Origin of the sequence: Chryseobacterium tructae (assembly GCF_030409875.1) — a bacterium.
GTDB classification, from domain to species: Bacteria; Bacteroidota; Bacteroidia; order Flavobacteriales; family Weeksellaceae; genus Chryseobacterium; species Chryseobacterium tructae.
Genome location: NZ_JAUFQR010000001.1, coordinates 3,626,937 through 3,650,939 on the forward strand (window position 1 = coordinate 3,626,937; position 24,003 = coordinate 3,650,939).

14 protein-coding genes and 3 pseudogenes are annotated in these 24,003 nt (G+C 35.0%); 3 read left to right on the top strand and 14 right to left on the bottom strand.

Features of this window, described 5'->3' with window-relative positions; translation table 11 throughout:
* Positions 1-92: 92 nt before the first annotated feature.
* Together QWZ06_RS18040 and QWZ06_RS18045 are read right to left on the bottom strand one after the other, a co-directional pair.
* A complete protein-coding gene (locus QWZ06_RS18040; RefSeq protein WP_290300129.1) occupies positions 93-2,102 on the bottom strand; it encodes a T9SS type A sorting domain-containing protein in 2,010 nt (669 codons plus the stop codon).
* Positions 2,087-2,839, bottom strand: coding sequence for a fibronectin type III domain-containing protein (locus tag QWZ06_RS18045; RefSeq protein WP_290300130.1), 753 nt, complete (start codon positions 2,837-2,839; stop codon positions 2,087-2,089). The genes QWZ06_RS18040 and QWZ06_RS18045 overlap by 16 nt, the downstream gene beginning before the upstream one ends.
* A gap of 294 nt (positions 2,840-3,133) precedes the next feature.
* On the opposite strand from QWZ06_RS18045, the gene rplS reads away from it, so the two are divergent.
* Positions 3,134-3,490: a 50S ribosomal protein L19 gene (gene rplS / locus QWZ06_RS18050; protein ID WP_068942389.1), complete on the top strand. Its 357-nt coding sequence runs from the start codon at positions 3,134-3,136 to the stop codon at positions 3,488-3,490.
* A 1,015-nt stretch (positions 3,491-4,505) separates the two neighbouring features.
* On the opposite strand, the gene QWZ06_RS18055 is transcribed toward rplS, so the two are convergent.
* Both QWZ06_RS18055 and QWZ06_RS18060 read right to left on the bottom strand, forming a co-directional pair.
* On the bottom strand, positions 4,506-4,949 hold the full coding sequence (locus tag QWZ06_RS18055; protein WP_290300134.1) for an SRPBCC family protein: 444 nt from the start codon (positions 4,947-4,949) through the stop codon (positions 4,506-4,508).
* A gap of 189 nt (positions 4,950-5,138) precedes the next feature.
* Positions 5,139-5,921 carry an AraC family transcriptional regulator gene (locus tag QWZ06_RS18060; RefSeq protein ID WP_290300136.1) on the bottom strand — a complete coding sequence of 261 codons (783 nt, stop codon included), beginning with the start codon at positions 5,919-5,921 and terminating at the stop codon, positions 5,139-5,141.
* Positions 5,922-5,996: 75 nt separating this feature from the next.
* Between QWZ06_RS18060 and QWZ06_RS18065 the strand changes: the two genes are divergently transcribed.
* Positions 5,997-7,145, top strand: coding sequence for an MFS transporter (locus QWZ06_RS18065; RefSeq protein WP_290300139.1), 1,149 nt, complete (start codon positions 5,997-5,999; stop codon positions 7,143-7,145).
* Here the strand turns inward: QWZ06_RS18065 and QWZ06_RS18070 are convergent.
* The 10 genes and pseudogenes from QWZ06_RS18070 to QWZ06_RS18120 all read right to left on the bottom strand — a co-directional run bounded on the left by QWZ06_RS18070 (position 7,142) and on the right by QWZ06_RS18120 (position 22,291).
* Positions 7,142-7,654 carry a DUF3592 domain-containing protein gene (locus tag QWZ06_RS18070; RefSeq protein ID WP_290300140.1) on the bottom strand — a complete coding sequence of 171 codons (513 nt, stop codon included), beginning with the start codon at positions 7,652-7,654 and terminating at the stop codon, positions 7,142-7,144. The two genes, QWZ06_RS18065 and QWZ06_RS18070, sit on opposite strands and share 4 nt — an antisense overlap.
* Positions 7,655-7,736: 82 nt before the next feature.
* Positions 7,737-8,732 (bottom strand): alpha/beta fold hydrolase, encoded by a 996-nt coding sequence (locus tag QWZ06_RS18075; RefSeq protein WP_290300142.1) that lies wholly within the window; start codon positions 8,730-8,732, stop codon positions 7,737-7,739.
* A gap of 85 nt (positions 8,733-8,817) precedes the next feature.
* Complete coding sequence (locus QWZ06_RS18080; RefSeq protein WP_290300144.1) at positions 8,818-9,804, bottom strand: EamA family transporter; 987 nt, start codon at positions 9,802-9,804, stop codon at positions 8,818-8,820.
* Between the two features lie 126 nt (positions 9,805-9,930).
* Complete coding sequence (locus QWZ06_RS18085) at positions 9,931-12,573, bottom strand: T9SS-dependent M36 family metallopeptidase (protein WP_290300146.1); 2,643 nt, start codon at positions 12,571-12,573, stop codon at positions 9,931-9,933.
* Positions 12,574-12,778: 205 nt separating this feature from the next.
* Positions 12,779-13,171: a T9SS type A sorting domain-containing protein gene (locus QWZ06_RS18090; RefSeq protein ID WP_290301381.1), complete on the bottom strand. Its 393-nt coding sequence runs from the start codon at positions 13,169-13,171 to the stop codon at positions 12,779-12,781.
* A gap of 15 nt (positions 13,172-13,186) precedes the next feature.
* A pseudogene (locus tag QWZ06_RS27960) lies at positions 13,187-15,384 on the bottom strand (T9SS-dependent M36 family metallopeptidase); the annotation flags it as partial.
* A 361-nt stretch (positions 15,385-15,745) separates the two neighbouring features.
* Positions 15,746-17,535 (bottom strand): annotated as a pseudogene (rpsA, locus tag QWZ06_RS18105) (30S ribosomal protein S1).
* Positions 17,536-17,770: 235 nt separating this feature from the next.
* Positions 17,771-18,847, bottom strand: coding sequence for a hypothetical protein (locus QWZ06_RS18110; RefSeq protein WP_290300150.1), 1,077 nt, complete (start codon positions 18,845-18,847; stop codon positions 17,771-17,773).
* Complete coding sequence (locus QWZ06_RS18115) at positions 18,841-20,322, bottom strand: DEAD/DEAH box helicase family protein (protein WP_290300151.1); 1,482 nt, start codon at positions 20,320-20,322, stop codon at positions 18,841-18,843. Before QWZ06_RS18115 ends, QWZ06_RS18110 begins: the two co-directional genes overlap by 7 nt.
* 4 nt (positions 20,323-20,326) lie before the next feature.
* Positions 20,327-22,291 (bottom strand): DNA methyltransferase, encoded by a 1,965-nt coding sequence (locus QWZ06_RS18120; RefSeq protein WP_290300153.1) that lies wholly within the window; start codon positions 22,289-22,291, stop codon positions 20,327-20,329.
* Between the two features lie 347 nt (positions 22,292-22,638).
* On the opposite strand from QWZ06_RS18120, the pseudogene QWZ06_RS18125 reads away from it, so the two are divergent.
* Positions 22,639-23,945: pseudogene (locus QWZ06_RS18125) on the top strand (DEAD/DEAH box helicase).
* Positions 23,946-24,003 lie beyond the last annotated feature (58 nt).

Sequence of the window (24,003 nt, forward strand, 5' to 3'; positions counted from 1 at the left end):
TGTGGTTTAGCCTTGTAAGAATCAGGGTTTTCCAATACAAAACAGGCTGTCATTTCTGACAGCCTGTTTATTTCATGGTTATTTTTATTCTGCTACTGGATAATCAGTTTTAAAGTAAATAGCTTTCTTGCGTGAACTTTCACAAAATAAACGCCTTTCGGAAGACTTTCATTCACTAAAGAGAAGCGTTGATTATGAATATTTTTGGATTCATACAATAATTCTCCTGCTGCTGATACCAATTCTATCTTTTCAATTGGATAATCACTTTTAATGAAGGTAGGTTCACCCGGTCTTGTAGGATTTGGATACAGGATTACATTTTTCTCTGTACTTTTTGCCTCATCTACTCCTAAAGATCCTGAACTTACCTGAAACTGTACCCTGTTTGAAACTTCAGTATAAGAATCATTGGTAAACATTACCATATAATAATTACCTGGTGTGGTTGGTACACCATTTACATTTCCTGTAACAGTTTGGCTACCTTCCGTGACTCCATTGAAATACGTATAAGAAACGAAGTTATCATCCGGTGTCTGAACATTCTGAGGGTAAATTCCTAACCAGTCTTTAATAATTCCCGGTGAATCTGTCCATGAAGCTGTGATATTCTCCCCTAATGAATATACAGGCTTATTGATCCACAGCTCAGTAACAATATCTCCTACTTTAAAGAATACTTTTTCTCCGATTCCGTTATAGCCATCTTCCAATAAGTATTGAGCATAATAATATCCTTTGGGAAGACCTGTAAAATTAAGAGCTCCTGATGCTGTAGTTACATAGCTCCACTTTATTGAAGTGGTAGTTCCCGGAGTCTGACCCATTTTATAAATTCCTATCCAGTCTTTCTGTAGACTTGGAGCATTCGTAAAGTTGATCGTTACTGTTCCCCCTACAGGATAAGTATCTGCTGTAGCCTGCAATTGTACCTTCGGGCCTACATAGAAGTTCTTTTTAGGGGCAATTTCCGTATACCCGTTGTTGGCAAAAAATCCTGCAAAATATTGACCTTTATTAGGTAAGCCATTGGTAAAAGTAGTTGTTCCTGCTGTTTGTCCATTCGTGTAAACATAAGTCTGTGAAGTTGCAGAACCTCCCGGAGTCTGTCCTTTTTTATAGATCCCTACCCAATCCTGCTGATTTCCAGGACCTCCTGTATAAGTCGCAACGATAGGCTCATTTTGAGTATATTCTGTTTTATCCAAAGTAAATGTAGGATTCGAAACCACACTTCCGGTAATTTCAAACTGTTTTACATCACTCCAGTCACTCCATTCCAGATTTCTGTCTCTGTAACGGGTCTTTACATAATAAATTCCGTTCGGGATAGAATTTGCCGCTAAAGTTACCTTTGTAATATCTACTCCTTCATTTAAATTTTTAGCTTTATCCGGATTTCCGTTACCATCTTTTCCGAACCAGTTTTCAAAATCACGATAAAATTCTTTTTCAATCACAGAAAAATCTGCTGCTTTACTGATCAGGAACTGGGTCGTATTTAAAAGTTCACCATTAGATGATGAGAAAGTACTTCCATTCAATGTTAGAGGCAACGTAACCGATCCTGAGAATGTATTGGTAACAGATGGTTTTGCTGGCTTTGGCTGATTTTTATACCTGTGAAATGAATCTACCAATTCATTATTTTTCTTGGTATACTTTCCTCCGATTGAGTAACATTCTATATCTACTTTTCCGGTTACTACATCCACTTCAACAATTTGATACGTCCAATCAGTCAATGTTTTCTGAACATCATCAAAATCCTGCTCATTAGACATTCCCCAATACTGATCCCAGGCAGTTCCTCCTGAAATAATCTGGTAATTGGGAGTATTTTTCAACTGTCCTCTATGGTACAAATGATGGTGAGCTCCCACGTGCATTAGATACTTATTGGAGGTTACCAAAAGTGGAACTGCATTATTTCTTACCCATGTAGAGATATCTCCCACATACTGTTCTGCCTGATAAGGTCTGTGGCTTAATGAGATAATCCAATCCACTGTAGAGTCATTATTAGCCTCATTTAGGATTTGTTGAAGCCATGTTTGCTGAGCGGCTCCTGTATGTTCAGAACTTAAGCTGATAAACAATACATTTCCTGCCTGCTGAGCATAATAATTTCGTTTCCGGAAGTGATTCCTTTATATTTGATCTCATCAATATAGAAATGAGCATAATAGGAATTCATTCCTAAAGTTCCATAGGTTTCATGGTTTCCTACGGTTGTCTGAATAGGCAGATAAGGCGATAATTTGATATTCTTTTTGAAGTGAACATTCTCATAATGATCCAATGTTCCTACATCCACCTGGTCACCCACCATAAAAGTAAGCGCAATATTATCTGATGGATCAGAGTTGGCTCCAAATTTCTCCTTTAATTTTTTATAAGCATTCAGGGTAAGACTATCATATCTTGGTTCCGCTTTGATCTGGTTATCTCCCATGATCAGGAAACGGATCTTTCCATTAGCTGTTACCGGCTGCCCTGGCAAAGGAAGGGTTCTGAAGTTGTATACCGCAGATTCATTAGCTCCGGTTTTAATCTTATAATAATACTTGGTATTGGGCTGTAGATTACCAATTTTCGCCGTGTGATAATAGTAATTATTATTATATCCTGTATCTGAAAAAATGTTGGTTGTACCTGTAACAGTTACATTCAGATTCGTTGGGGAATCCCCATAGATCACAGTGGTTTCGTTATCGGAAGCAGTCTTCCAATTGACAATCATAGAATTCGGAGTTGGGTTTTGCAGATATGGGAACAAAACTTGTCCGAACGCCATTTGAGCCACGAAACAAAAAAAGAAGAAATAATGTTTCATAATGGTTGAATTTTAAAATGACATATAGATTTTTAATTTGTGAATCAATAATTTAAAAAATCATCACTCTGATTTTTATTTCGGGCAAAAGTAGATGTCCCATGTAAACTTTAGCTGATGGAATCTTAACGAATCTGTTAATTTTTTAGCAAAACCGGAATGTAAAAATTATAGTTTTTAGTACATTAAATATTTGGTGTATTCAAAAACTATTTTGTACATTTGCAACCTGTTATTCAACCTCTGACGATAAACGTGTAAGTTGCTTAGCTTTAACATTTTATTTTATTAATAATGGATTTATTAAAGTACGTACAAGACAAGTACATTGCGAAAAAAGAATTCCCTGAATTCAAAGCAGGTGATACAATTACTGTGTATTACGAAATTAAAGAAGGACAAAAAACTAGAACTCAGTTCTTCAAAGGGACAGTTATCCAATTAAGAGGTACTGGTTCTACAAAAACTTTCACAATCAGAAAAATGTCTGGTGATGTAGGTGTAGAGAGAGTATTCCCTATCAACCTTCCTGCACTTCAAAAAATTGAGGTTGACAGAAGAGGTAGAGTTAGAAGAGCTAGAATCTACTACTTCAGAGATCTTAGAGGTAAAAAAGCGAGAATTAAAGACGCTGCTTACAAGAAGAAATAATTCAGACAACAATAAATGCAAAAGGAAGCTGTTTACTCGTAAACAGCTTCTTTTTTTATGGGTAATTGGTAATGAGTACTCTTATATCATGAATTTTGGCATTCTGAAAAGAGCCTTATTAAAAATAATATTTCTCTTTTTATATTACTTATCCTTTTGTCTTGAAACAAAAGGATACAAAAATTCAAGACTGGAATTATCCGCTAAAAATTTAAATGTACTCCTAAAATTTCCAAACTCGCATGGATCATTCTCTACTGCTTCGATTCAAAATTACTCCCATACTCAGACAGTGGAAATTTTTTAACGGATTACATTCAAATTTTATTAACGCTCCTAATTCCTAAGTCGATTAAAGAGCCTGTTTACATCTATATTTTCAAATATAACTTTTTACTTTCCAGAATTTTGCCATCTTGGAAGGATCTCAGCTTCATATTTTAATACATTTTTTTATATCCTTATCCTTTTATCTTGAAACAAAAGGATACAAAAATTCAAGACTGGAATTATCCGCTAAAAATTTAAATGTACTCCTAAAATTTCCAAACTCGCATGGATCATTCTCTACTGCTTCGATTCAAAATTACCCCTATGTTCAGACAGTGGAAATTTTTTAACGGATTACATTCAAATTTTCTTAACGCTCCTAATTCCTAAGTCGATTAAAGAGCCTATTTACATCTATATTTTCAAATATGACTTTTTACTTTCCAGAATTTTATCATCTTGTAAGGGTTTCAGCTTCGTATTTTAATACATTTTTTTATCCTTATCCTTTTGTCTTGAAACAAAAGTATACAAAAATTCAAGACTGGAATTATCCGCTAAAAATTTAAACGTACTCCTAAAATTTCCAAACTCGCATGCATCATTCTGTACCGCTTCGATTCAAAATTACTCCCATGCTCAGACAGTGGAAATTTTTTAACGGATTACATTCAAATTTTCTTAACGCTCCTAATTCCTAAGTCGATTAAAGAGCCTATTTACATCTATATTTTCAAATATGACATTACTTTTTATACGGATTACCTTTTCCGGTTTCCAGGAAAAGCTTCAGACTACCCAAGAATTGCACCCAGCCATTGGAACAGATGTCATAGCATTCAATATCCGGACGTAAACCAAGGTGGGTCACTTTTATATGCGCATTTTCTGCACTTTGTTCTATTTTCCAAACAATTGTAGTTCCTATCCATTCAGTCTGGTTCTTTAATTCCGGAAGAGCAATCAATGAGTCTTCCACATACCAGATTATCTTTGAATTTGGCATTGATTCATTTACCTTCATTGTTTTGTAAATATCAGCTCCGAATCTTATTGTAAACACATCTCCTACTTGCTCAGAAGATCCTTCAAACATCTCAGTCCACCAAAGCGGAATCTGATAAGCTAAAGCATCATAAGATTTATCTGCAGTAGTTTTTACTTCTATTGTATTGGTATAATTATCCATGGTATTTATTTTAGTTTGGTTATACAATTTTATGGAAATTAATTGCCAATGGACTTTACATAGGACAAGAAATAGCCTGAGGAGCAATAGTTTAACCACCCCGTTAAAAATTCAAAGAATTTTTACCATCCCTCCAGAGGAGGGGAATGATTACGTCTTCAACTGCAATGTTATGGATAAATAGTAGATTTATTCGTTCTTTATAAGATATTGTAGGGGTGTAGATCCGGTATGCTTTTTAAAAAATTCAATAAAAGCACTGTCTGAGGAGAAGTCTAAGATATGTGACACCTCCCCTATTGAATTTCCGTCCACCAGAAGCTCTATTGATCGCTGAAGTCGCCATTGCTGTCTCCATTCCTGATAAGAAAGATCAGTTTCTTTTCTAAAAATACGGGTGATTGTTTTTTCAACAGCTCCGGTTTGCTCTGCAAGATTTTTCAGCATTGGCGGCATAGAAACTCGTGTTGTCCACTCTTCCACTACTCTTTTAAAGCGTCTGTCACTAGGCATTTTAAGATTCAGGTTTTCTTCAGGAGCCTGTTTTATTTCATCCCAAAAGACATTTAAAATATTATTCTGAGCGGTATTCAAAGCCTCCCATTCCCAAAAACACATTCTTTCAATGATTTCTTTTAATAAAGAGTTTACATGCAATACTTTGAGGCTTGCACTCATATACTTTTCAGCATATTCACTATCAAAATAAACAGATCTGTAAGCCACAACATTCCGGAAATTAACCCGATGAATCTCATTCGCAGGAATCCACAGCATCCTGAATGGCGGTAATACAAACTGTCTGTCAGAAGTGGTTACTGTCATACAGCCGGAAGGTGCGTACAGCAACTGAGCCTTGGACTTGTGGTCATGAAATCCGGAGTCATGCATAACCATATCCGAAGCAATACCAATAACTTTTTCTTTGAGAGTGTCAGCGTTAAACTCTTCATTCTGCTTTAATACAGCCATGTCCTATTTTTGATATTTTTTGTTTTTATATCATTATAAATATACACTGAATTTTTCAAAACTTTGCAGAAAAAAATGAAAAAGACAAATCCTCTTTGGCTACTCACTTTGCTTGTAATGCTTCCTCAGTTTGTGGAAACCATCTACAGCCCAGTTTTGCCAATGGTACAGGAAAAATTTGGAGTAAATGAAGAATCTACGACTTTAACGATAAGCTTTTATTTTATTGCCTTTGCTCTTGGGGTGGCATTTTGGGGTGTACAATGTGATAGAATTGGAAGAAAGAAGTCGTTGGAATATGGGTTGATCACTTATGGAATTGGAACTTTAGCTGCTATTTTTGCTCCTAATTTTACGCTTTTACTGATTGCCAGAATTATTTCCGCTTTTGGGATTGCTGTAGGATCTATCGTTACTCAGACTATTTTGCGCGATACTTATGACAAAGACCATATCAGCAAAGTATTTTCATGGATTGGAATTGGTTTATCCATCAGCCCGGTTATTGGAATGACCACAGGTTCAGTTCTTGCTTCTTCAGCAGGTCATCAGGGCGTTTTTATCACTTTATGTCTGGCAGCAATTGTATTTTACATTCTTTCCAGAAGGAATGTTTCTGAAACCCATCATTCCGGGAAAAAGATCGGTTTTCAAATGCTGTTCAGCTTGTTAAAACGAATGCTCAAAGATCAGGAAATCATCAAATGCTGCTTATTGATAATGAGTTTTAATGTATTGTTATTCTCCTATTATTCATTGGCTCCTTTTATTTTCAAGGAACAACAGTATTCATCGTATGTTTTTGGATACAGCAGCATTGTATTAGCAGCAGGAACATTTGCCGGAGCTAAGCTTAACAGATTTTTACTTCTGAAAAATACAACTCCTAAGATTTTAATAACATCAAGTGTAATAGGATCATTCATAGCCTCTGTTTTTGTATGGCTCCTGACTGATCATGGTATTTATTTCCTGATTCCGTACTTCTTTATTGTCATGGCCTTCAGTATTGCTATTCCGAATATTCTGAGTACCGCCCTGATCAATTATAAAAATGAAACCGGAAGCGCGGGAGCATTGCTGGGGCTTATTTATTATGTACTGATAGGAAGCGGATTGGTAACTATAGGATTCATTCAAAATCTGGGAATTTCATGCCTCATTTTTTCAGGGATTGGCGTAATTACTTTATTTGCATTCAAACCAAAAGAGAAAACCGTTTAAGCTCTAAACGGTTTTTTCTTTTTTAATGTTCCAATATAATATATTATAACAAACAATCCAATTACTAATGGGATCATATAAAGACACAGGAATATAAATGGCAAAAACCAAAGTTGCCAAAATCCACCATGAATAGCGTTGGAAGGATCTTTTTTATCAAAATACACAGTTACATCATTAGACCATTCCCTGCTGCTACTGCCATAATCAGCATGAAGGGTATATGAATGGTTGGAAGAATCATAATAAGTAATAATCGGAGAATATATTCTGGTATAGATATCCTGGTCACTATCCCTAGACCAGCTTTCTTTATACCCTGTAATTCTTGCTTCCGTTTTCACGCCATTAGATACTAAATCGATATGCCTGTAAATTTTACTACAACTGTAATAGACTCCTCCAATCCCCATTGCCAGGAATGAAAGGGTAAATATAATGGATAAAGAAACCACCAATAAACGATTACTTTTCACCTGTTTTTTTGGGGCTTTTAAACTACTTTTCATTCAATTTTCTTTTCAATGTAAAAACCAACATTTTCGTAAATACAGAAGCTATTTTCATTCTGAAATTGTTGAACTTGTTCAGTTATTTAATAAAATTATACAAAGTATCAAAAAATTTAGAATAGACTTCTATATGAGGCAGATGTCCCACATTTTCAAGCTCCACAAGCTTTGAGCCTTCAATTTCACGTTGGGTTTTCTTCCCCAGCTCCTGATACTGACCCATTTTAGGCTGAAGTTCCTTCGGAGCCCTATCTTTTCCTATGGCTGTTCTGTCTCTGGTTCCAATAATCAGTAAAGTAGGTACTTTTATGTTTTTAAATTCATAACAGACGGGCTGATTGTAGATCATATCGGAAGTGAGAGCGGCATCCCATGCTACCTGTGGATAATCCTTATGGAGTGTCCATCCGGCAATAAGATCAAGCCAAGGCTGATACTCTTCTTTCCATTGATTGTCATAATAGAATTTTAGCTGATAATTTTTATACGTTTCAGCTGTATTTTTAAGTTCAGATTGGTACGCCTGGTCTATATTCTGATAGGCAGCAAATGTTTTATAATCCTCAAGTCCAATAGGATTTTCCAGGATCAGCTTTTGAACTTTCTCAGGATACAGTAAAGTAAATCTTGTAGCGACCATCCCTCCCATTGAGTGTCCCAGAACAATTGTTTTATCAATTCCTAATTCATCTAAAATAGCTTTAGTATTTTCTGCCAGTTGTGAAAACGAAAATTGGTAATTGTGGGGTTTTGATGATTTTCCAAATCCAATCTGATCCGGAATGATCACTCTAAATCCTTTTTCTGACAAATCTTTGGCTGTTTTTTCCCAATAGGCACCATTAAAGTTTTTTCCATGCAGCAACATGATCGTTTTTCCATTGGCTTTTTGTGGTTTCACATCCATGTAAGCCATTTTCAGAGAGTTCTCCTGCGATTTTAAATTTATAAAACGAACTTCATAAGGGTATTTGTAATCAGATAACATGCCATCCAATGGCCTTATTTGTGAAAACAATCCTCCTGATACAGCTACTAACGCTACTGTAGTTATTATATTTCTAAAATATCTCATGCTTCTTTACTTTAAGTTCTTAAAATTAAAAAAACCGCTCCACAAGGAACGGTTTTCAACTGTTATTTTTAGTTAAATATTATTTTTAAGATACTTCTGCCATAGAAACTTCTTTCTCTTTTTTGGAAGGAAGATTCATTAAAACAATCGCAAAAAGAATTAATGCAATACCTACCCATTGTATAAATAACACCTTTTCACCCAATAATACAAAGGCCATGGTCACAGAAACCGGAAGTTCCAGTGAAGAAACAATGCTTCCCAATCCTAATCCTGCGTTAGGGAAACCAATATTAAACAGAATTGGGGGTATAATGGTTCCAAACAAAGCCAAAATAGCTCCATACGTCCAGAATATTGAATAATTAAAAGAATGGATATGTTCTGTATTTTCTGTAAAGTTGAGATAGAAAGTTTTTAATCCGTCAAAATACATCGGTCCAATCTGCGCAAAGAATAGGAATGCAAAAACCACGATAGAACCACCAGCCAGCATAATAATACTTTTTCTGAAAACAGGAAGATGAGTAGCTAATGTATTAGAGGTAAACATCGTTAGTGTATACGAACCTGCCGCCATCAGTCCCCAAAAGACTCCATGCCAATCCAATTCGATATCCATATTAATAAGGTTGGTTGCAAGAACAGTTCCCAGCAATACAATAATTACAGCAACAATTTTCCTTGCATTGGGCAGCTTTTTAGTCAGAATACTTTCGACCACTACACTGATCCACACCGATTGCATCAGCAATACGATAGCAATGGAAACATTGATATACTGTACCGCGATATAATAAAACAAACTTGTTCCTCCCAATGATGTTCCGGCAAGCATCAGCATTTTGACCTCTTTGGAATTCGGCATTGATAACTTCTTTTTTGACGTTAGGGTTTGAATAAGATTCAGGATCAAAAGCCCTGTCAAACCTAGTACAAATTGGGATGTAGTTACTTCAGATGTTGTAAAACCATCATGATAAGCCATTTTCACAAAAGTGGCTAACATTCCGTATATACTAGCACCAATTCCTACAAATAAAACACCTTTTAGTATATTTTTCTTCTTCATAATTTTTTTAACAGCCTGCAAAGGTACAATATATAAATTAAAGTACTTTGAAGTGTTGCTATAATAGATAAATAAGATCGCCACAAGCAAAGCTTGTGGCGATCTTCAATTGATTATATAAATTAGTTATTTTTTTACAATCACTTTAGAATTAGCTTCAAAGCCAAGTCCTTTCACTTTCACGATATAAGTACCATTTACCAAACGGCTTGTTGAAATCGCTTTTTTGTTTTCTGGAGAGATCTTATCTTCTGAAGAGACCAATTTACCAGACATATCATAAAGCTCTACACTTACTTTTCCAAGAGTCTTGCTTGGAAAATTAATGTAGAATTCATCTTTCGCCGGGTTTGGATAAACAGAAATCTTGTTATCCTTAATTGAAGTAATTTCATCTGTACCTAACGTAGCACATTCTGCAGGTACTTCAAAATTTTCTACCTGATCGTTAATATTCGTTTTATCCCCAGCTGATGCATTTATCCCTAATCCTCTTTTTGCAAAAACCTTCCAGATCATACATTTATCCTGGCCTTCTGTTGCTGCCAATTCTGCGGCTAATATTGCGTTTCTTCCTTCAATAAAACTAGGATCACATGTTTGCAGTTTAAGTCCATTAACAATTAATTGTAATACTCTAGAACTTCCATTTGTTGCATTAGCAGTTACATCAGATGAATACCCATATTTTTCTACATATTTCCAGTGAAGATCCCATAGCATAGATGCCCAAACAAAACCAATAGAATGCGAATCAGCAACCATTGTTCCATTATCAGAATACTCCATTCCGTTTGTATCAGCATAGGTAAAGCCATTCACATTGAAATCCGGAGAATATTTTTCAGGTCTGATTCCTCCACCTGTTATTGGCTGCCCAATTGGATAAGTCCCTATTCCTCTTGCAACAGTGGAGTTATCTCCTGGCTTGTTAGTAAGCATTAATGCAAAGAAGTCAGACCATCCTTCACCCATTTGTTCTTTAGAATAGGTTGGATTACCATTATAAGGTCTTGCATTTAAACAGCTATACCCATCTCCTGTTAATCTATTGGAAATTCCATGACCATATTCATGGGTAACAATACCGTTATCAAAGCTTCCATCATATTTTGTATCAGCTCTCAGCGTAGTATTTACTGTTGTATTGGCATCAAGTTTATCTTTCATAAACAATCCTTCAGCCTCAGCAACTAATATTGAAGGTATTGTAACTGTTGGAGAAACAACTCCATCGCCTGCCATATTACCAATTGTAGCGCCATTTGCAGCGTTGTTATAAATAATAGCTCCTATAGCTCCTGCTGTTTCTGCATTTTTAACTTTAATAGCAAAACCACAGGTTCCTCTTTGAATCAAAGCGATCTTACCTGTTAATTCACCTGCCGGAATGCTTGTACAAGCTTCTAAAACAGTAGGTATCTTAACATCTCCTGTAATTCCTATATCATTAAGCTGAGAACCAAACTGGGCTATTCCGGCATTTACAACTCTGGAAGCAGCATCTGTAGGGGCATTATACCAAAGTTTTCTATTAGAACCTAGCCAAAGGTACATTTGCATTATCGGGTTATAATTATCCGGATAAGTTGCAAAATTGGCATTATTAAATCCTCCTCCATCTTGGGATTGAGCAAAAACCTCATCATCATCTAGCCCTCCGTTCCCAAAATTATTACTTTGGAAATTTCTTGCAGACTCTGTAAACCCAAATTTATAGAATATATCATGCACCATATTGCTGATATAGAACAAATTGGTAGTTGCCGCAGATAAATTATTATATGTTAATCCATTGGGATCATAAGCAAAATTAAAGTTTCTTGTTGCTCCGCCATCAGGTGAAGCTCCAAAAGTTTGTTCATCATTATCTTTATCATCGTAAGCATATACATTATTTCCTCTTGTAATCGTATAATGAGTAGTTACGTTAGAATGCCATCCTTCGGGTGAAGAAGCAAGAATCCAAGGATTACTGACTAAAGAACGCTGCCCAAAAGTAGGAGCTTCAAGAGGTAAAGCAAAAACGTTATATGATGCATTATCCGGAGCAAAAAACATCATATTCTTTTTTTGGATATTATCATGGATATAAAAATCCTGTAGCTGCGGCATCATATTTACCTGACTTCCACTGTGGTCATGGCCATAAGCACCATCGTGAAAATTACATGCAAGGTTCAGGTTAATTTTGCTAAGAATTTTTCCGGTATTTGCATCGATCAGTATATTCCAGGAATTAGCTGTATCAGGTTCTTTAAATATAAACTCATATGCTAAACGAAGCTCTTTATTTTTATCACTGATATAAACAAGCCTTTGCTTTGCCGAAGTCAATTTATCTGTTCCTTTTTCAAAAAATCCAATAATCGGAAGACTTGAAACCTTATCATTTTCCAGATCAATTGCAATATTTTTAAGTGCTATTTTTTCACTTATTGATGCATTTTTAGCTGATGCAGCAACATAATCTTTTATAAAATTATCTGTATAGTAAGCTACTTTACTATCCTTAATAAGCGCCGTCCCTACTGAACTATATATTGGCAAGCCATTATAAGTTTGTATCAGTTTAACAACATCACCATTCAATGATTTTGAAGGATCTACATTATCAACAATAAAATTATTGAGGTCAGACTTCTTATATTCTCTTATTTTGTTTTGAGAAATATAATCTTTAATAAGCTTTTCATTATCTTGTCCGAAAACAATAGCCGGAAACACAGAAAAAACGGCAAATAAAAGAGGTAGAGTTTTGTTTTTCATATTCATTATCAAAGCCGCCAATTTACAAATATTTTATATAAAAAACATAAAATAAATACACAAAACATAAAATTGGATTTAAAATATATTTTAAATCCCTCAATATGAAGAATCCAATTCAGATTTTCAGATCCAAAATATATTTTCTAAAAGAAGAAAACTGCTCATAAGAGCAGTTTTCTATAATTACCTATTCTTTTAAAAGTTATTTTCTTACCATCACTTTTGAGCTAGCCTCAAAACCAAGTCCTTTTACTTTCACAATATAAGTGCCATTCACTAAACGACTTGTAGAAATTGCTTTCTTGGCATCCGGCGAAATTTTATCTTCAGAAGAAACCATTTTACCAGACATATCGTAAAGTTCTACACTTACCTTTCCTAGAGTTTTGCTTGGGAAGCTGATAAAGAATTCTTCTCTAGCCGGATTTGGATAAATAGAAACTTTATTTTCCTGTACAGACTTCACTTCATCAGTAGCCAATGAACGACATTCTTCAGGTAAATCAAAGCTTTCAACCTGATCGTAAATATTATTTTTAATCCCTGCAGAAGCATTTACTCCCAATCCTCTTTTTGCAAAGACCTTCCAGATCATACACTTATCTTCTCCATTGGTTGTTGCTAAATCTGCATTTAAGATTGCATTTCTACCATCAATAAAACTAGGGTTACAAGCCTGAAGTTTCAAAGCATCAGTAACCAGCTGCAATACTTTAGTACTTCCATTTGGAGTGCTAGACAATACATCAGAAGAATATCCATATTTTTCAACATATTTCCAGTGAAGATCCCATAACATTGTTGCCCATACAAATCCTATAGAGTGAACATCAAGAGATAAACCACCATTTGCGTTTGTATACACCATTCCGTTTGTATTTCCATACGTAAAGTTATTGATTGCAAAATCAGGAGAATATTGAGCAGGCCTGATTCCTAAACCAGCCGGAGTCTGTCCCATTACATATGTTCCTATACCTCTAGGAACTGAAGCATTATCTCCGGGTCTATTAGTGAGCATAAGTGCAAAGAAATCCGACCAACCTTCTCCCATTTGCTCCATACTAACATTCGCATTTAAACAGTTTGATCCTGTTCCTGTTAATCTGTTAGAGATACCATGTCCATACTCATGAGTGATGATACCATTATCAAAACTTCCATCCGGAGTCATACTGGTAGACAGATCATTTTTCAGAGTAACATTTACTGTTGTATTGGCATTCAATAGCCCTTTAATATAATCGCCTTCGGATTTTGTAATCAAAACGGTAGGAATCGTAACTGTTGGATCTGTTCCTGTCATATTACTCAATGAATTCCCATTGGCATCATTATTATAAATGATCGTTGCAACCGCACCGGCATCCTGAAGGTTTTTAGTTTTAACAACAAATGAACACGTACCTCTTTCAACCAATCCAATCTTTTCCACAAGAGATCCTGCAGGTAAAGCTGTACATCCATCAGAAACCAGAGACAATTTCACATCACCTGTAATCCCCACAGCATTCAATTGATTACCAAAGTCTGCAGTTCCCACCACAGGTTTTCTTTGAGTAGCTGTACTTGGTGCATTATAATAGAATTTTTGATTGATGGTACTCCACAGATACATTTGCATTCTTGGTTTACTTCCATCTGCTGGGCTTGAAAAGTTTGCATTATTTGTACCTCCACCATCTTGCGCTTCTGCATTCACATAGTCATTTCCTACCCCTCCTAATCCAAAATTATTTTGCTGGAAATTTCGCGCCGTTTCAGTAAATCCAAATTTGTAAAGATATCGTGAACCTTATTATTAATGTAAAATAAATTGGTAATCGCCGCATTTAAATTATTGTCCGGGGTGCCATTAATACTGAATGGAAAATCAAAGCTTCTATTAGCCCCACCATCAGCATAAGTACCAGGTGCATTAGTATTGGCCTTATCATCGTACGCAAAAACATTATTTCCTCTGGTATTTGTATAATGATTTGTTCCATCAGAATGCCATCCTTCCGGAGATGAGGTAAGTAACCAAGGGTTTGTCACTATTGATCTCGCCCCAAATGTTGCAGATTCTATAGGCAATGGAAACACATTGTAAGTCGCATTATCCGGTGACAATAAAGCAGACGGAGCACTCATCTTCACAGGTCCTATAAGATCATGGTGACTAAGTGTTGATTCGCCATGCGAGAAAGCATCATCGTGAAAGTTACAGGACAGGTTTAAGTCTGATTCACTAATAATTTCTCCTGTTTTTGCATTCACAAGAATATCCCAGTAACTAGGTGATTTCGGGTCCTGAAATGAGAATTGATAAGCCAGCTTCAGACTTCCTTTATCCTCAGCGTATACTAATCTTTGTTTTGCAGCATGTCCATTTTCTGCATCTGTCTCCGAATACCCAAGAATATGATAAGATTTTACCTCATCCTTCCCTAAATGATCTGCAATTTTTTGCAATGCCTCTCTTGCTGCAATGGAAGCGCTTCCCCCTGTAGATTCTTTATAATCTTTTACAAAATTATCTGTATAATAAACAATCTTTTTATTCTGAATAAGCGCAGTTCCTACAGAGCTATATACCGGAAGACCATTATATGTTTGTAAAAACTTCACAACATCTCCGTTCAATGATTTTGAAGGATCTACATTATCAATGATAATATTATTAAGGTCAGATTTCTTATATTCTTTAATTTTATTTTGAGAAATATAATCTTTAATAAGCCTTTCATTATCTTGTCCGAAAACAATTGCTGGAAATACAGAAAACACAGCAAATAAAATAGGTAGAGTTTTATTTTTCATATCCATTATTAAAGCAGGCAATATACATATATTTAATAAAATAAATACAGTTACGTTAAATCCAAAACACCTATAACACGAAAATAATAAACAATAACAATATTAACAAAATTAAATACATCACAATAAAGAGAACCTATTTTCTTATTATCTGCTTACAACACAGCAACAACAATGAGTTACATACTATTATCATCACCTAATAGAGAGAAAAAAAGCATTAAAACAGCAAAAACTTTCTTAATTTTCTTCTGTATATTTTAATTTTTTTTTAATTTTTTTCACTCATTAAACGCATTACTTTTAAAATAAATCACAAAAAAAAGCCGCTCAAATGAGCGGCTCCTATTTATAAATGGTTCAAAGATTATTTACCTTCTTCCATTTTTCTTTTCAACTCTGCTAATGCATCGATGTCTCCAAGAGTAGATCTTTCTTCGTTGTTTGAAGAAGAAGATACGTTTCTAGAAGAAGATTCTTTAACGTTTTTCTTTTCTTCGTCTCTGAAGATCCCTGTGTGAGAAACTACAACTCTCTTGAATTCTTTGTTGAATTCAATTACTTTGAATTGAGCATCTTCACCTTTCTTGATTTTAGATCCATCTTCTTTCTCTAATAATCTTGAAGGGCAGAAAGCTTCAACCTCAGCATCTTCGAATTGTACAGAAGCTCCTTTATCGTGAACTTCTACCGCTTTACCAGCGTGGATAGTTCCTTCAGCATATTTAGTTTCGAATTTATCCCATGGGTTTTCAGTCAATTGCTTGTGACCTAGAGATAATCTTCTAGCTTGGATATCTAATTCAAGAACTACAACATCTAATTTATCACCTACTGCACAGAACTCAGATGGGTGCTTGATTTTCTTAGTCCAAGAAAGATCAGAGATGTAGATTAATCCGTCGATACCTTCTTCTAACTCTACGAATACACCAAAGTTAGTGAAGTTTCTTACAGTTCCTACATGCTGAGATCCTACTGGATACTTAGCTTCGATGTTTCCCATGGATCTTTAGACAATTGCTTGATACCAAGAGAAATTTTTCTTTCTTCTCTATCTAAAGTTAATACTTCAGCTTCAACTTCATCACCTACTTTTACGAAATCTCCAGCAGATCTTAAGTGAGTAGACCAAGACATTTCAGAAACGTGGATTAATCCTTCAACACCTGGAGCGATTTCTACGAATGCACCATAGTCAGCAAGAACTACTACTTTTCCTTTTACTTTGTCTCCAACTTTCATATCAGCAGAAAGAGCATCCCAAGGATGAGCTTCTAATTGCTTCATACCTAATTGGATTCTTGTTTTCTCATCATCAAAGTCAAGGATTACAACTTTTACAGTTTGTCCGTCCTCAAGGATTTCAGATGGGTGGTTCACTCTAGACCAAGAAAGGTCTGTAATGTGGATCAATCCATCAACACCTCCTAAGTCAATGAATACACCGTAAGAAGTAATATTCTTAACAGTACCTTCAAGAACCTGACCTTTTTCAAGTTGAGCGATGATTTCTTTTTTCTGACCTTCGATATCTGCTTCGATCAATGCTTTGTGAGATACCACTACGTTTTTGAACTCAGGGTTGATTTTCACAACTTTGAACTCCATAGTTTTTCCTACGAACTGATCGTAATCTTTAATTGGCTTAACATCAATTTGAGAACCAGGTAAGAATGCTTCGATTCCGTGAACGTCAACGATCATACCACCTTTAGTTCTTGATTTAACAAAACCGTTAACGATTTCTCCAGTTTCGTGAAGTTCGTTTACTTTATCCCAAGCTTTAAGCGTTCTAGCTTTTCTGTGAGATAATTGTAATTGACCAGTTTTGTCTTCTCTCTTGTCTACCATTACTTCTACCTCGTCACCTACTTTAAGGCCTTGGTTGTAACGGAATTCGTTAAGAGAAATAACACCTTCAGATTTGAAGTTGATGTCTACGATAGCTTCTTTATCAGTTAATCTTACAACTCTACCAACTAAAACGTCATTATCGTTTAGGCTGTTAAGAGATCCGTTGTAGATTTCTTCTAAATCGCTTTTTTCTTTTCTCGCATCTGCATCAAGACCTGATTCGAAAGAATCCCAATCAAATTGTTCTGGTGCTACGTTGTGGTTTAATAAAACCTCTGCTGAATTTGTCTCTTTTGACATTTTCTAATAAAATTTGTATTCCTTCTTTTTTAACGGTTTGAATAAATGTGGATCTAAAAAATACGGAAGTAATTAATTTTTAATATTTTACCTTTTCAAACCTTTCACACAAAAAGTGGGTGCAAAGATATAAATTTTATTTGAGATAAGCAATATTTTCAAACCCCTTAATTCACCTCGCAAACATCTGGTTTTCAACACCAAGTAAAATATTAAAATGAAATGTTTAGCAATATCAGCTTATAAAGACTTTTTCCAATGCCTGTTCAAATTCTCTTTCATTTTCATGATTATAAAACGGTACTGCTGTAATTAAATATTCATCCGTATGAATGGTAATGGTCTTCTTTTGATCCCCCATATTTCTTAAAAAATCATCTTTCCATCTGTCATAATCTATTAAATGAGCTCCTTTAGGCTCTATAAAAACCTGATAGGTAAGCTGTTTATCTTTTTTCTGACTGCAAAACAGGATAAAATCCGGTTCAAAGGCACGTCCTAATTTATCAAAGATCTTAACTTCCCTTTCATTACGGATCAGGTGAATATCCTGAAATTTTTGTTTCAGTCCTTTGAAGCGTCTGGAAAACAATTCTACGAATCTTTTTTCTTCATTGGTTCCATAATTGGCGTTATAAGCATACCAAGGTTCATCTGAAACCACACCTTCCTGCCCGTCTGCTTTTATACTGCCTTTACTGACTCTTATTTCTTTATCTCTGAAAACCTCACGAATAGGCTGTGCCTTGAATGAAGATCCTTCATAATCCGGGGCGTTATGTTTAATATCTGCTTCTATATTCTGCAGTAATCCATTCAGGGCCTGAAGGTAATCAAAATGTGAAATTTCCTGGAGACGACCTTGGGTTCCGTAGAATATGATTTCCATTCCGCCCAAATATTTTTCATCCTCTATAAAATCCCAGATAGACTTTATATTAGGAAAATAGCGTGAAAGATTATCAAAATAATAAAACGGATTCCGGCTCAAAGCATATCTGATTACATGTTTCTGAATATCCTGAATTCTGACGCCTTCAGATTTTATACCTTCATCAAATGAAACCGGTTTTTCTAATTCAAAAAAGATATTGGATGTTCTTCCATTTCCTGAAGATAACTGATGACTAAACTTGGGTTTAATAATTCCCAGATCTTTAAAAGACTTTATCTGATCAAATTTTTTGGGGATTTTCCTGTTAGAAAATACGACTCCGCTTTTATATAATTCTGTGGTTTTAAATGCAGGTTTTAACTTCAACTGTTTGGTCTCAAGATTGGCTTCATCTTCATATATTCCGGAGTCTACCAATGCTTTTTAAGTTCTGAGATATAACGGCTGTCTTCTTTGGTATGATAGTACAATTCTTCTAAGATCTTCAGATCGTTTGAAATATCATCATCATATTTTCGAACAAACTTATCTTCTCCTTCTTCCACAGCAAACGGATAATATCTTGCTCCACGCCCAATTAGCTGGGCTTCGGAAAGGGTTGTTTTTCCTGGCTTTCCATCTTTGCCGTCACGGTCTTCATACAATCTTACAATGTCAAATAAGTTGAGCACATCCCAGCCTTCATTAAGCTTCTGAACCGCAAATACAGCACGAATCGGATTATTTTCTTCTTCCAGTGTATTGAGTAAGATCTGGTTTTTCTCTGCTTCTGAGTCATTGTTGGCACTCAGGCAGTTTTCTTCCCTGAAATAAGTCTGTATTCGTTTCACAATCTCATTGTTTGAAATATTTCTGGTTTTAAAAAAATCAAAAGCCTTTTGAACAACAGCAACTGTAGATGTTTTTCTGATCTTCTCTACCATTACTTCGGAGAAACCATCAATCAGTTGATGAAAGTTTTCTTTATTATGCTCTGATTCTTTGATGGTTTTCTTAGCTTTGAAAAGAATAACGGGTTTCAGATTAATATGATGTATAGTGGCTAGCTCCTGACGATACAAATTGAGAATCAAAGCCTGAATAATTCTTTCCTGTTCATCATACATAGAACGGACAAGATTGATCTCCTTTGAAAACTTATCCGTTCTGAACTGAGCCAGATCATATTTATAAATGACCTTATTCTTATACTTTTCAGTAATTTCCCGGCTTTCATAATCCAAAGTAGCTGTGAATTCCAAAAGGATATTTTCAAAATTCTGATGTAGAATCTCCAGAACGGTTTCTTCCCAACTCCCAAAAAGGTTTCCACTTTTAGTTCCACTGTTCAGATGATGAGCCTCATCAGCAATCAAAACGATCTTTTTGTCCTGAAAGTCTTCATAGGTAATACTGTTTTCTTTGGTATTATTTAAATCAATATGAAGCTGCTGAATCGTTGTAAACTTGATATTAATATTTTCATGATCTGATTCATCAAAATTATCGATCTGCTTCAAAAAAACTTCTTTCCCATTGATAACAATCTTCTCCTGAAATAAATATTTGGATGTATGAGGATTAAGAAAGTTATCCTTTGTTTTCTGAATGATATTATTGCTGTTGACAAAAAACAAAAAATTACGGTAACCTTTTTCATAAAGATGCAGCATCAAACCACCCATTACCATTGTTTTTCCGCTTCCTGTTGCCATATTATAAAGGAGATGGAGAGGCTTTTTCGGTTTACCATCAAAATCTTCCCTTTCAGTATATAAATAACGCCTGAAGGCTTCTTCCTGATAAGGACGAATTTCAAATTTCAGATTATCTGCGATTCCATTGGGCAAAGCAACTTCTGCCAAAGCCTTGCGCGCAAAAGGATTATTAAATATATCGTGTAAAAATGCCATCTGCTTAGTTTTTAAATTGATAAAATGCCTGGGTTACCTTTTGCTCTTCAGGTGTACACTCAAAGTTTCCATCCTTAAGGGAAGAAAGATTGACATAGAGCTGATTTTTGTCGAGCAATTCACAAAGATGCTGTTTCTGTTCCTGTAGGCTTAATGTTTTAAAATCTTCAATATGTTGTTCCTGTTTTTGGATATCTACATTATAGTTCAGAAAAGACTTCGTTTTCATTTCCTCCCAAACCTGAAGAAGTGTTTCTTCATCTTTCGCTTCTTCTATTTTTTCAATAAAGGTTTGATTGTATTTTTTGAGCTCGAGGTAGATGAATGAGCCGCCGCCTTGCCAATTGACATCATCAGTTTTTGAAATGCCAGTTATATCACCATTGATTACATTCTTCATTCTGCTTGTTGACAAATCTATCTGGCTTTGCATTTGTTCAATACCTATATATTGTCTTCCTAGTTTATGTGAAGTAGCGATCGTTGATCCACTCCCTAAATGATAATCAAGTATAATGTCATTTGGATTACTGAATATCTGTATCAAAAACTTTAATAGTTCTTCAGGCTTTTTTCCATTTCTAAATTCTACTCCTCCTTGTTTTGAAACATTATTATATTCTTTTTCAAAATTATAAAAGTTAGGAAATTGTTTTTTTGTAATATCACTACTTGTAGGCATTCCTTGATAATATCCTCCATTCTTATTCCCTTTTGGGGCTGAATAAAAAAATCTATAATTCACTGCATCATCACCCATATCCGGAACTTTAAAAAGTGTTTCTGAAGGATATTCATTTAGTTTCTCTAAATGTTTAACAAAAAATCTTCCACTACTATTTTTTTCTCTTATCGAACCACGAATACTAATCTTTTTGAGCCCTTCTTTACTTGATGGTATTTGAGTAACTTTATATTGATATGGTAGATACACCTCCACATTTTTTGATCCACATTGAATTGTTTCAATTATAGCTTCTGGATCTATTTCTATTTGTAAATTATAATCATCAATAGTTTTCTGTTCTTCAATAAAAGGCATTTTTTTATTTTTATCATTTGAATAAATAAGAATATATTCAATAACATCATTAAATTCTTTATCTCCTGTTAATGCTCTATCTGGATGTCTAACCTGAATATTAAAGTCACACAAATGCTTTTCAAACAAATCATTCATAAGGACTTTTAAGTAAGCGTATTGATGGAAAGAACATTGAACTAAAAAAACTCCAGAGGAAGACATTAATCTTTTAGCAGATTCAATTCTATTTTTCATAAATGTCAACCATGTAGATTGATTAAATGAATCATTATAGCTAAAAGAATCATTTCCCGTATTATACGGCGGATCTATATAAATCAGTTTCACTTTTCCAGCAAACTCTTTTTTCAAAGAATGCAATGCCAAAAGATTATTTCCTTTGATAATAAGATTGTCAGTAATAGTTCCATTTTCATTTCGTTTGAATTGATCAAAAGAATGTTCGCCATCTTTATCAAACCGTTTAGCATTAGTTAATACTTTGGGATCCAGCAATTCTGTAATTTCATCCTGCGCCAGAACTTTATTGAAGAAAATTTCTTCTCTTTTATCTTCCTCACGGCTTTGGCCGCCCTCCAGAATACAGTCTTTGAATGGCCAGACCAATGATACTTCGTTGTGTTGTTTCAGATGCTTACCATCAATCGTTAATCCTACTTTATTTTTAAATTGAGTATAGCTGTCATTCAGGTAATTTTTCTGTTCAAGAAATTGAATGAAAAGGTTTTGGTTGAATACCCAGACCTCTTTTACTTGTATGAAAAATTTTTCTTTCAGATCTGCATCTTCCAAGAGTAATCCGATCAGTTCTTCATCGAAGTTTTGTGCTTTATTCAAGACAACCCATTTTTTTATTTCTCCGTTATCGGAAACGTAATTAGGTTCTTTTTTAATTTGATTTTCCAGGGTTTGGTAGAGTTTCATGATGTTAAGTTTTGTTTCGTCAAATCTACTCGAAGCTCAGAGCTTACAATTATGGGAAACCATAAATAAGCTAAAACTTCAATAGCCAATTTTGTTTCGCAGGTGAATCTTCAATTATACAGTAGACAGATGATCTGCATTGTATTGGAATTGTCAAGGTCTGTATAAACTGAAATTCTACAAGCGAAGTTCAAAAAGCATTTATAAAGCCGAACATTGAAATTCTTCGCTTCGGAATACCCATTGAAGAATGACAATAATATAAACTTTAGTCACAACTTTCTGCACTTACTCTAAAACTCTATCATCCTAAAACCCTCAAACACAAAATTCACTACCTTTGCAGCATGGAACTACAATCAATTTATCAAAAGCTGCAGATTCAGGATATGAATCAGATGCAGAAATCTACTTATAAAGCGTCTGAAAACAATACAGATATTGTTCTGCTCTCTCCTACTGGCTCGGGAAAAACTCTTGCTTTTTTATTTCCGGTTCTCAGAAATCTGAAAAAGGACGTTCAGGGTGTTCAGGCTTTAATATTAGTTCCTGCCAGAGAACTCGCATTACAGATTGAGCAGGTTTTCAAATCGATGGGAACAGATTTTAAAGTTTCCGTTTGCTATGGTGGACATGATAAAAAGATTGAAGTCAATAATTTAATTGAAGCTCCGGCTGTTTTAATCGGAACTCCGGGAAGAGTTACTTATCACGTTAGGAATGATAATTTGATCCGAAAACAATCAAGACATTGGTTCTGGATGAATTTGACAAGGCATTGGAACTAGGTTTCCATGATGATATGGAGTTTATCTGTAATTCTTTAAAAGGACTTTCTCAAAGAATTTTAACGTCTGCAACAGCAATGGATGAAATTCCTGCATTTACAGGCTTAAAAGATGAAAAAATCATCAGCTTCCTTAAAGAAAATGATATAAAACCGGATCTTCAGCTAAGAAAAGTAATGACGATTCCGGAAGAAAAACTGGATACATTATTCAATTTGGTTTGCAAAATCGGGAATAAAAGAACGCTGATCTTCTGTAATCACCGTGATGCAGTAGACCGTATTTCTGAGCTTCTTCACCAAATGGGTATCGACAGAGAAACCTTCCACGGTGGAATGGAACAGGATGAAAGAGAACGCGCGTTACTGAAATTCAGAAATGACTCTGCAAGAATCCTTATCACCACCGATCTTGCTGCTCGCGGACTGGATATTCCTGAAGTAGAATCTATTGTACATTATCAACTGCCTCCAAAAGAGGATGCTTTCATCCATAGAAACGGACGTACCGCCAGGATGAATGCCAAAGGATTTGTATACCTGATTATGAATGAGGATGATAACTTCCCCTTCATCAAGAATGATACTCCAGAAGAAAGTGTTGCCGGATTTACTAAAGTTCCTGAAAAAACACCTTACCAGACGATTTATATCAGTGCCGGAAAAAAAGATAAGGTAAATAAAGTGGATATTGTAGGTTATTTACTTAAAAAAGGAGAATTACAGAAAGAAGATGTGGGTGTTATTGAAGTAAAAGATACCACTTCTTATGTTGCCGTTTCCAGAAATAAAGTGAATGCTCTTTTACGAAAGCTTCAGAATGAAAAACTGAAAGGGAAAAAAGTGAAGATGGAGGTTGCTTATTAAAGAAATAGTTCAAGATTTTTCTTTAATAAATTGAATACTGTTAATCAAAAATATTTTA

Coding starts and splice junctions, on each gene's coding strand:
- QWZ06_RS18045 (WP_290300130.1), bottom strand. CDS start 2,839: ATGAAACATTATTTCTTCTTTTTTTGTTTCGTGGCTCAAATGGCGTTC.
- rplS (WP_068942389.1), top strand. CDS start 3,134: ATGGATTTATTAAAGTACGTACAAGACAAGTACATTGCGAAAAAAGAA.
- QWZ06_RS18055 (WP_290300134.1), bottom strand. CDS start 4,949: ATGGATAATTATACCAATACAATAGAAGTAAAAACTACTGCAGATAAA.
- QWZ06_RS18060 (WP_290300136.1), bottom strand. CDS start 5,921: ATGGCTGTATTAAAGCAGAATGAAGAGTTTAACGCTGACACTCTCAAA.
- QWZ06_RS18065 (WP_290300139.1), top strand. CDS start 5,997: ATGAAAAAGACAAATCCTCTTTGGCTACTCACTTTGCTTGTAATGCTT.
- QWZ06_RS18070 (WP_290300140.1), bottom strand. CDS start 7,654: ATGAAAAGTAGTTTAAAAGCCCCAAAAAAACAGGTGAAAAGTAATCGT.
- QWZ06_RS18075 (WP_290300142.1), bottom strand. CDS start 8,732: ATGAGATATTTTAGAAATATAATAACTACAGTAGCGTTAGTAGCTGTA.
- QWZ06_RS18080 (WP_290300144.1), bottom strand. CDS start 9,804: ATGAAGAAGAAAAATATACTAAAAGGTGTTTTATTTGTAGGAATTGGT.
- QWZ06_RS18085 (WP_290300146.1), bottom strand. CDS start 12,573: ATGAAAAACAAAACTCTACCTCTTTTATTTGCCGTTTTTTCTGTGTTT.
- QWZ06_RS18090 (WP_290301381.1), bottom strand. CDS start 13,171: ATGATCTGGAAGGTCTTTGCAAAAAGAGGATTGGGAGTAAATGCTTCT.
- QWZ06_RS18115 (WP_290300151.1), bottom strand. CDS start 20,322: ATGGCATTTTTACACGATATATTTAATAATCCTTTTGCGCGCAAGGCT.
- QWZ06_RS18120 (WP_290300153.1), bottom strand. CDS start 22,291: ATGAAACTCTACCAAACCCTGGAAAATCAAATTAAAAAAGAACCTAAT.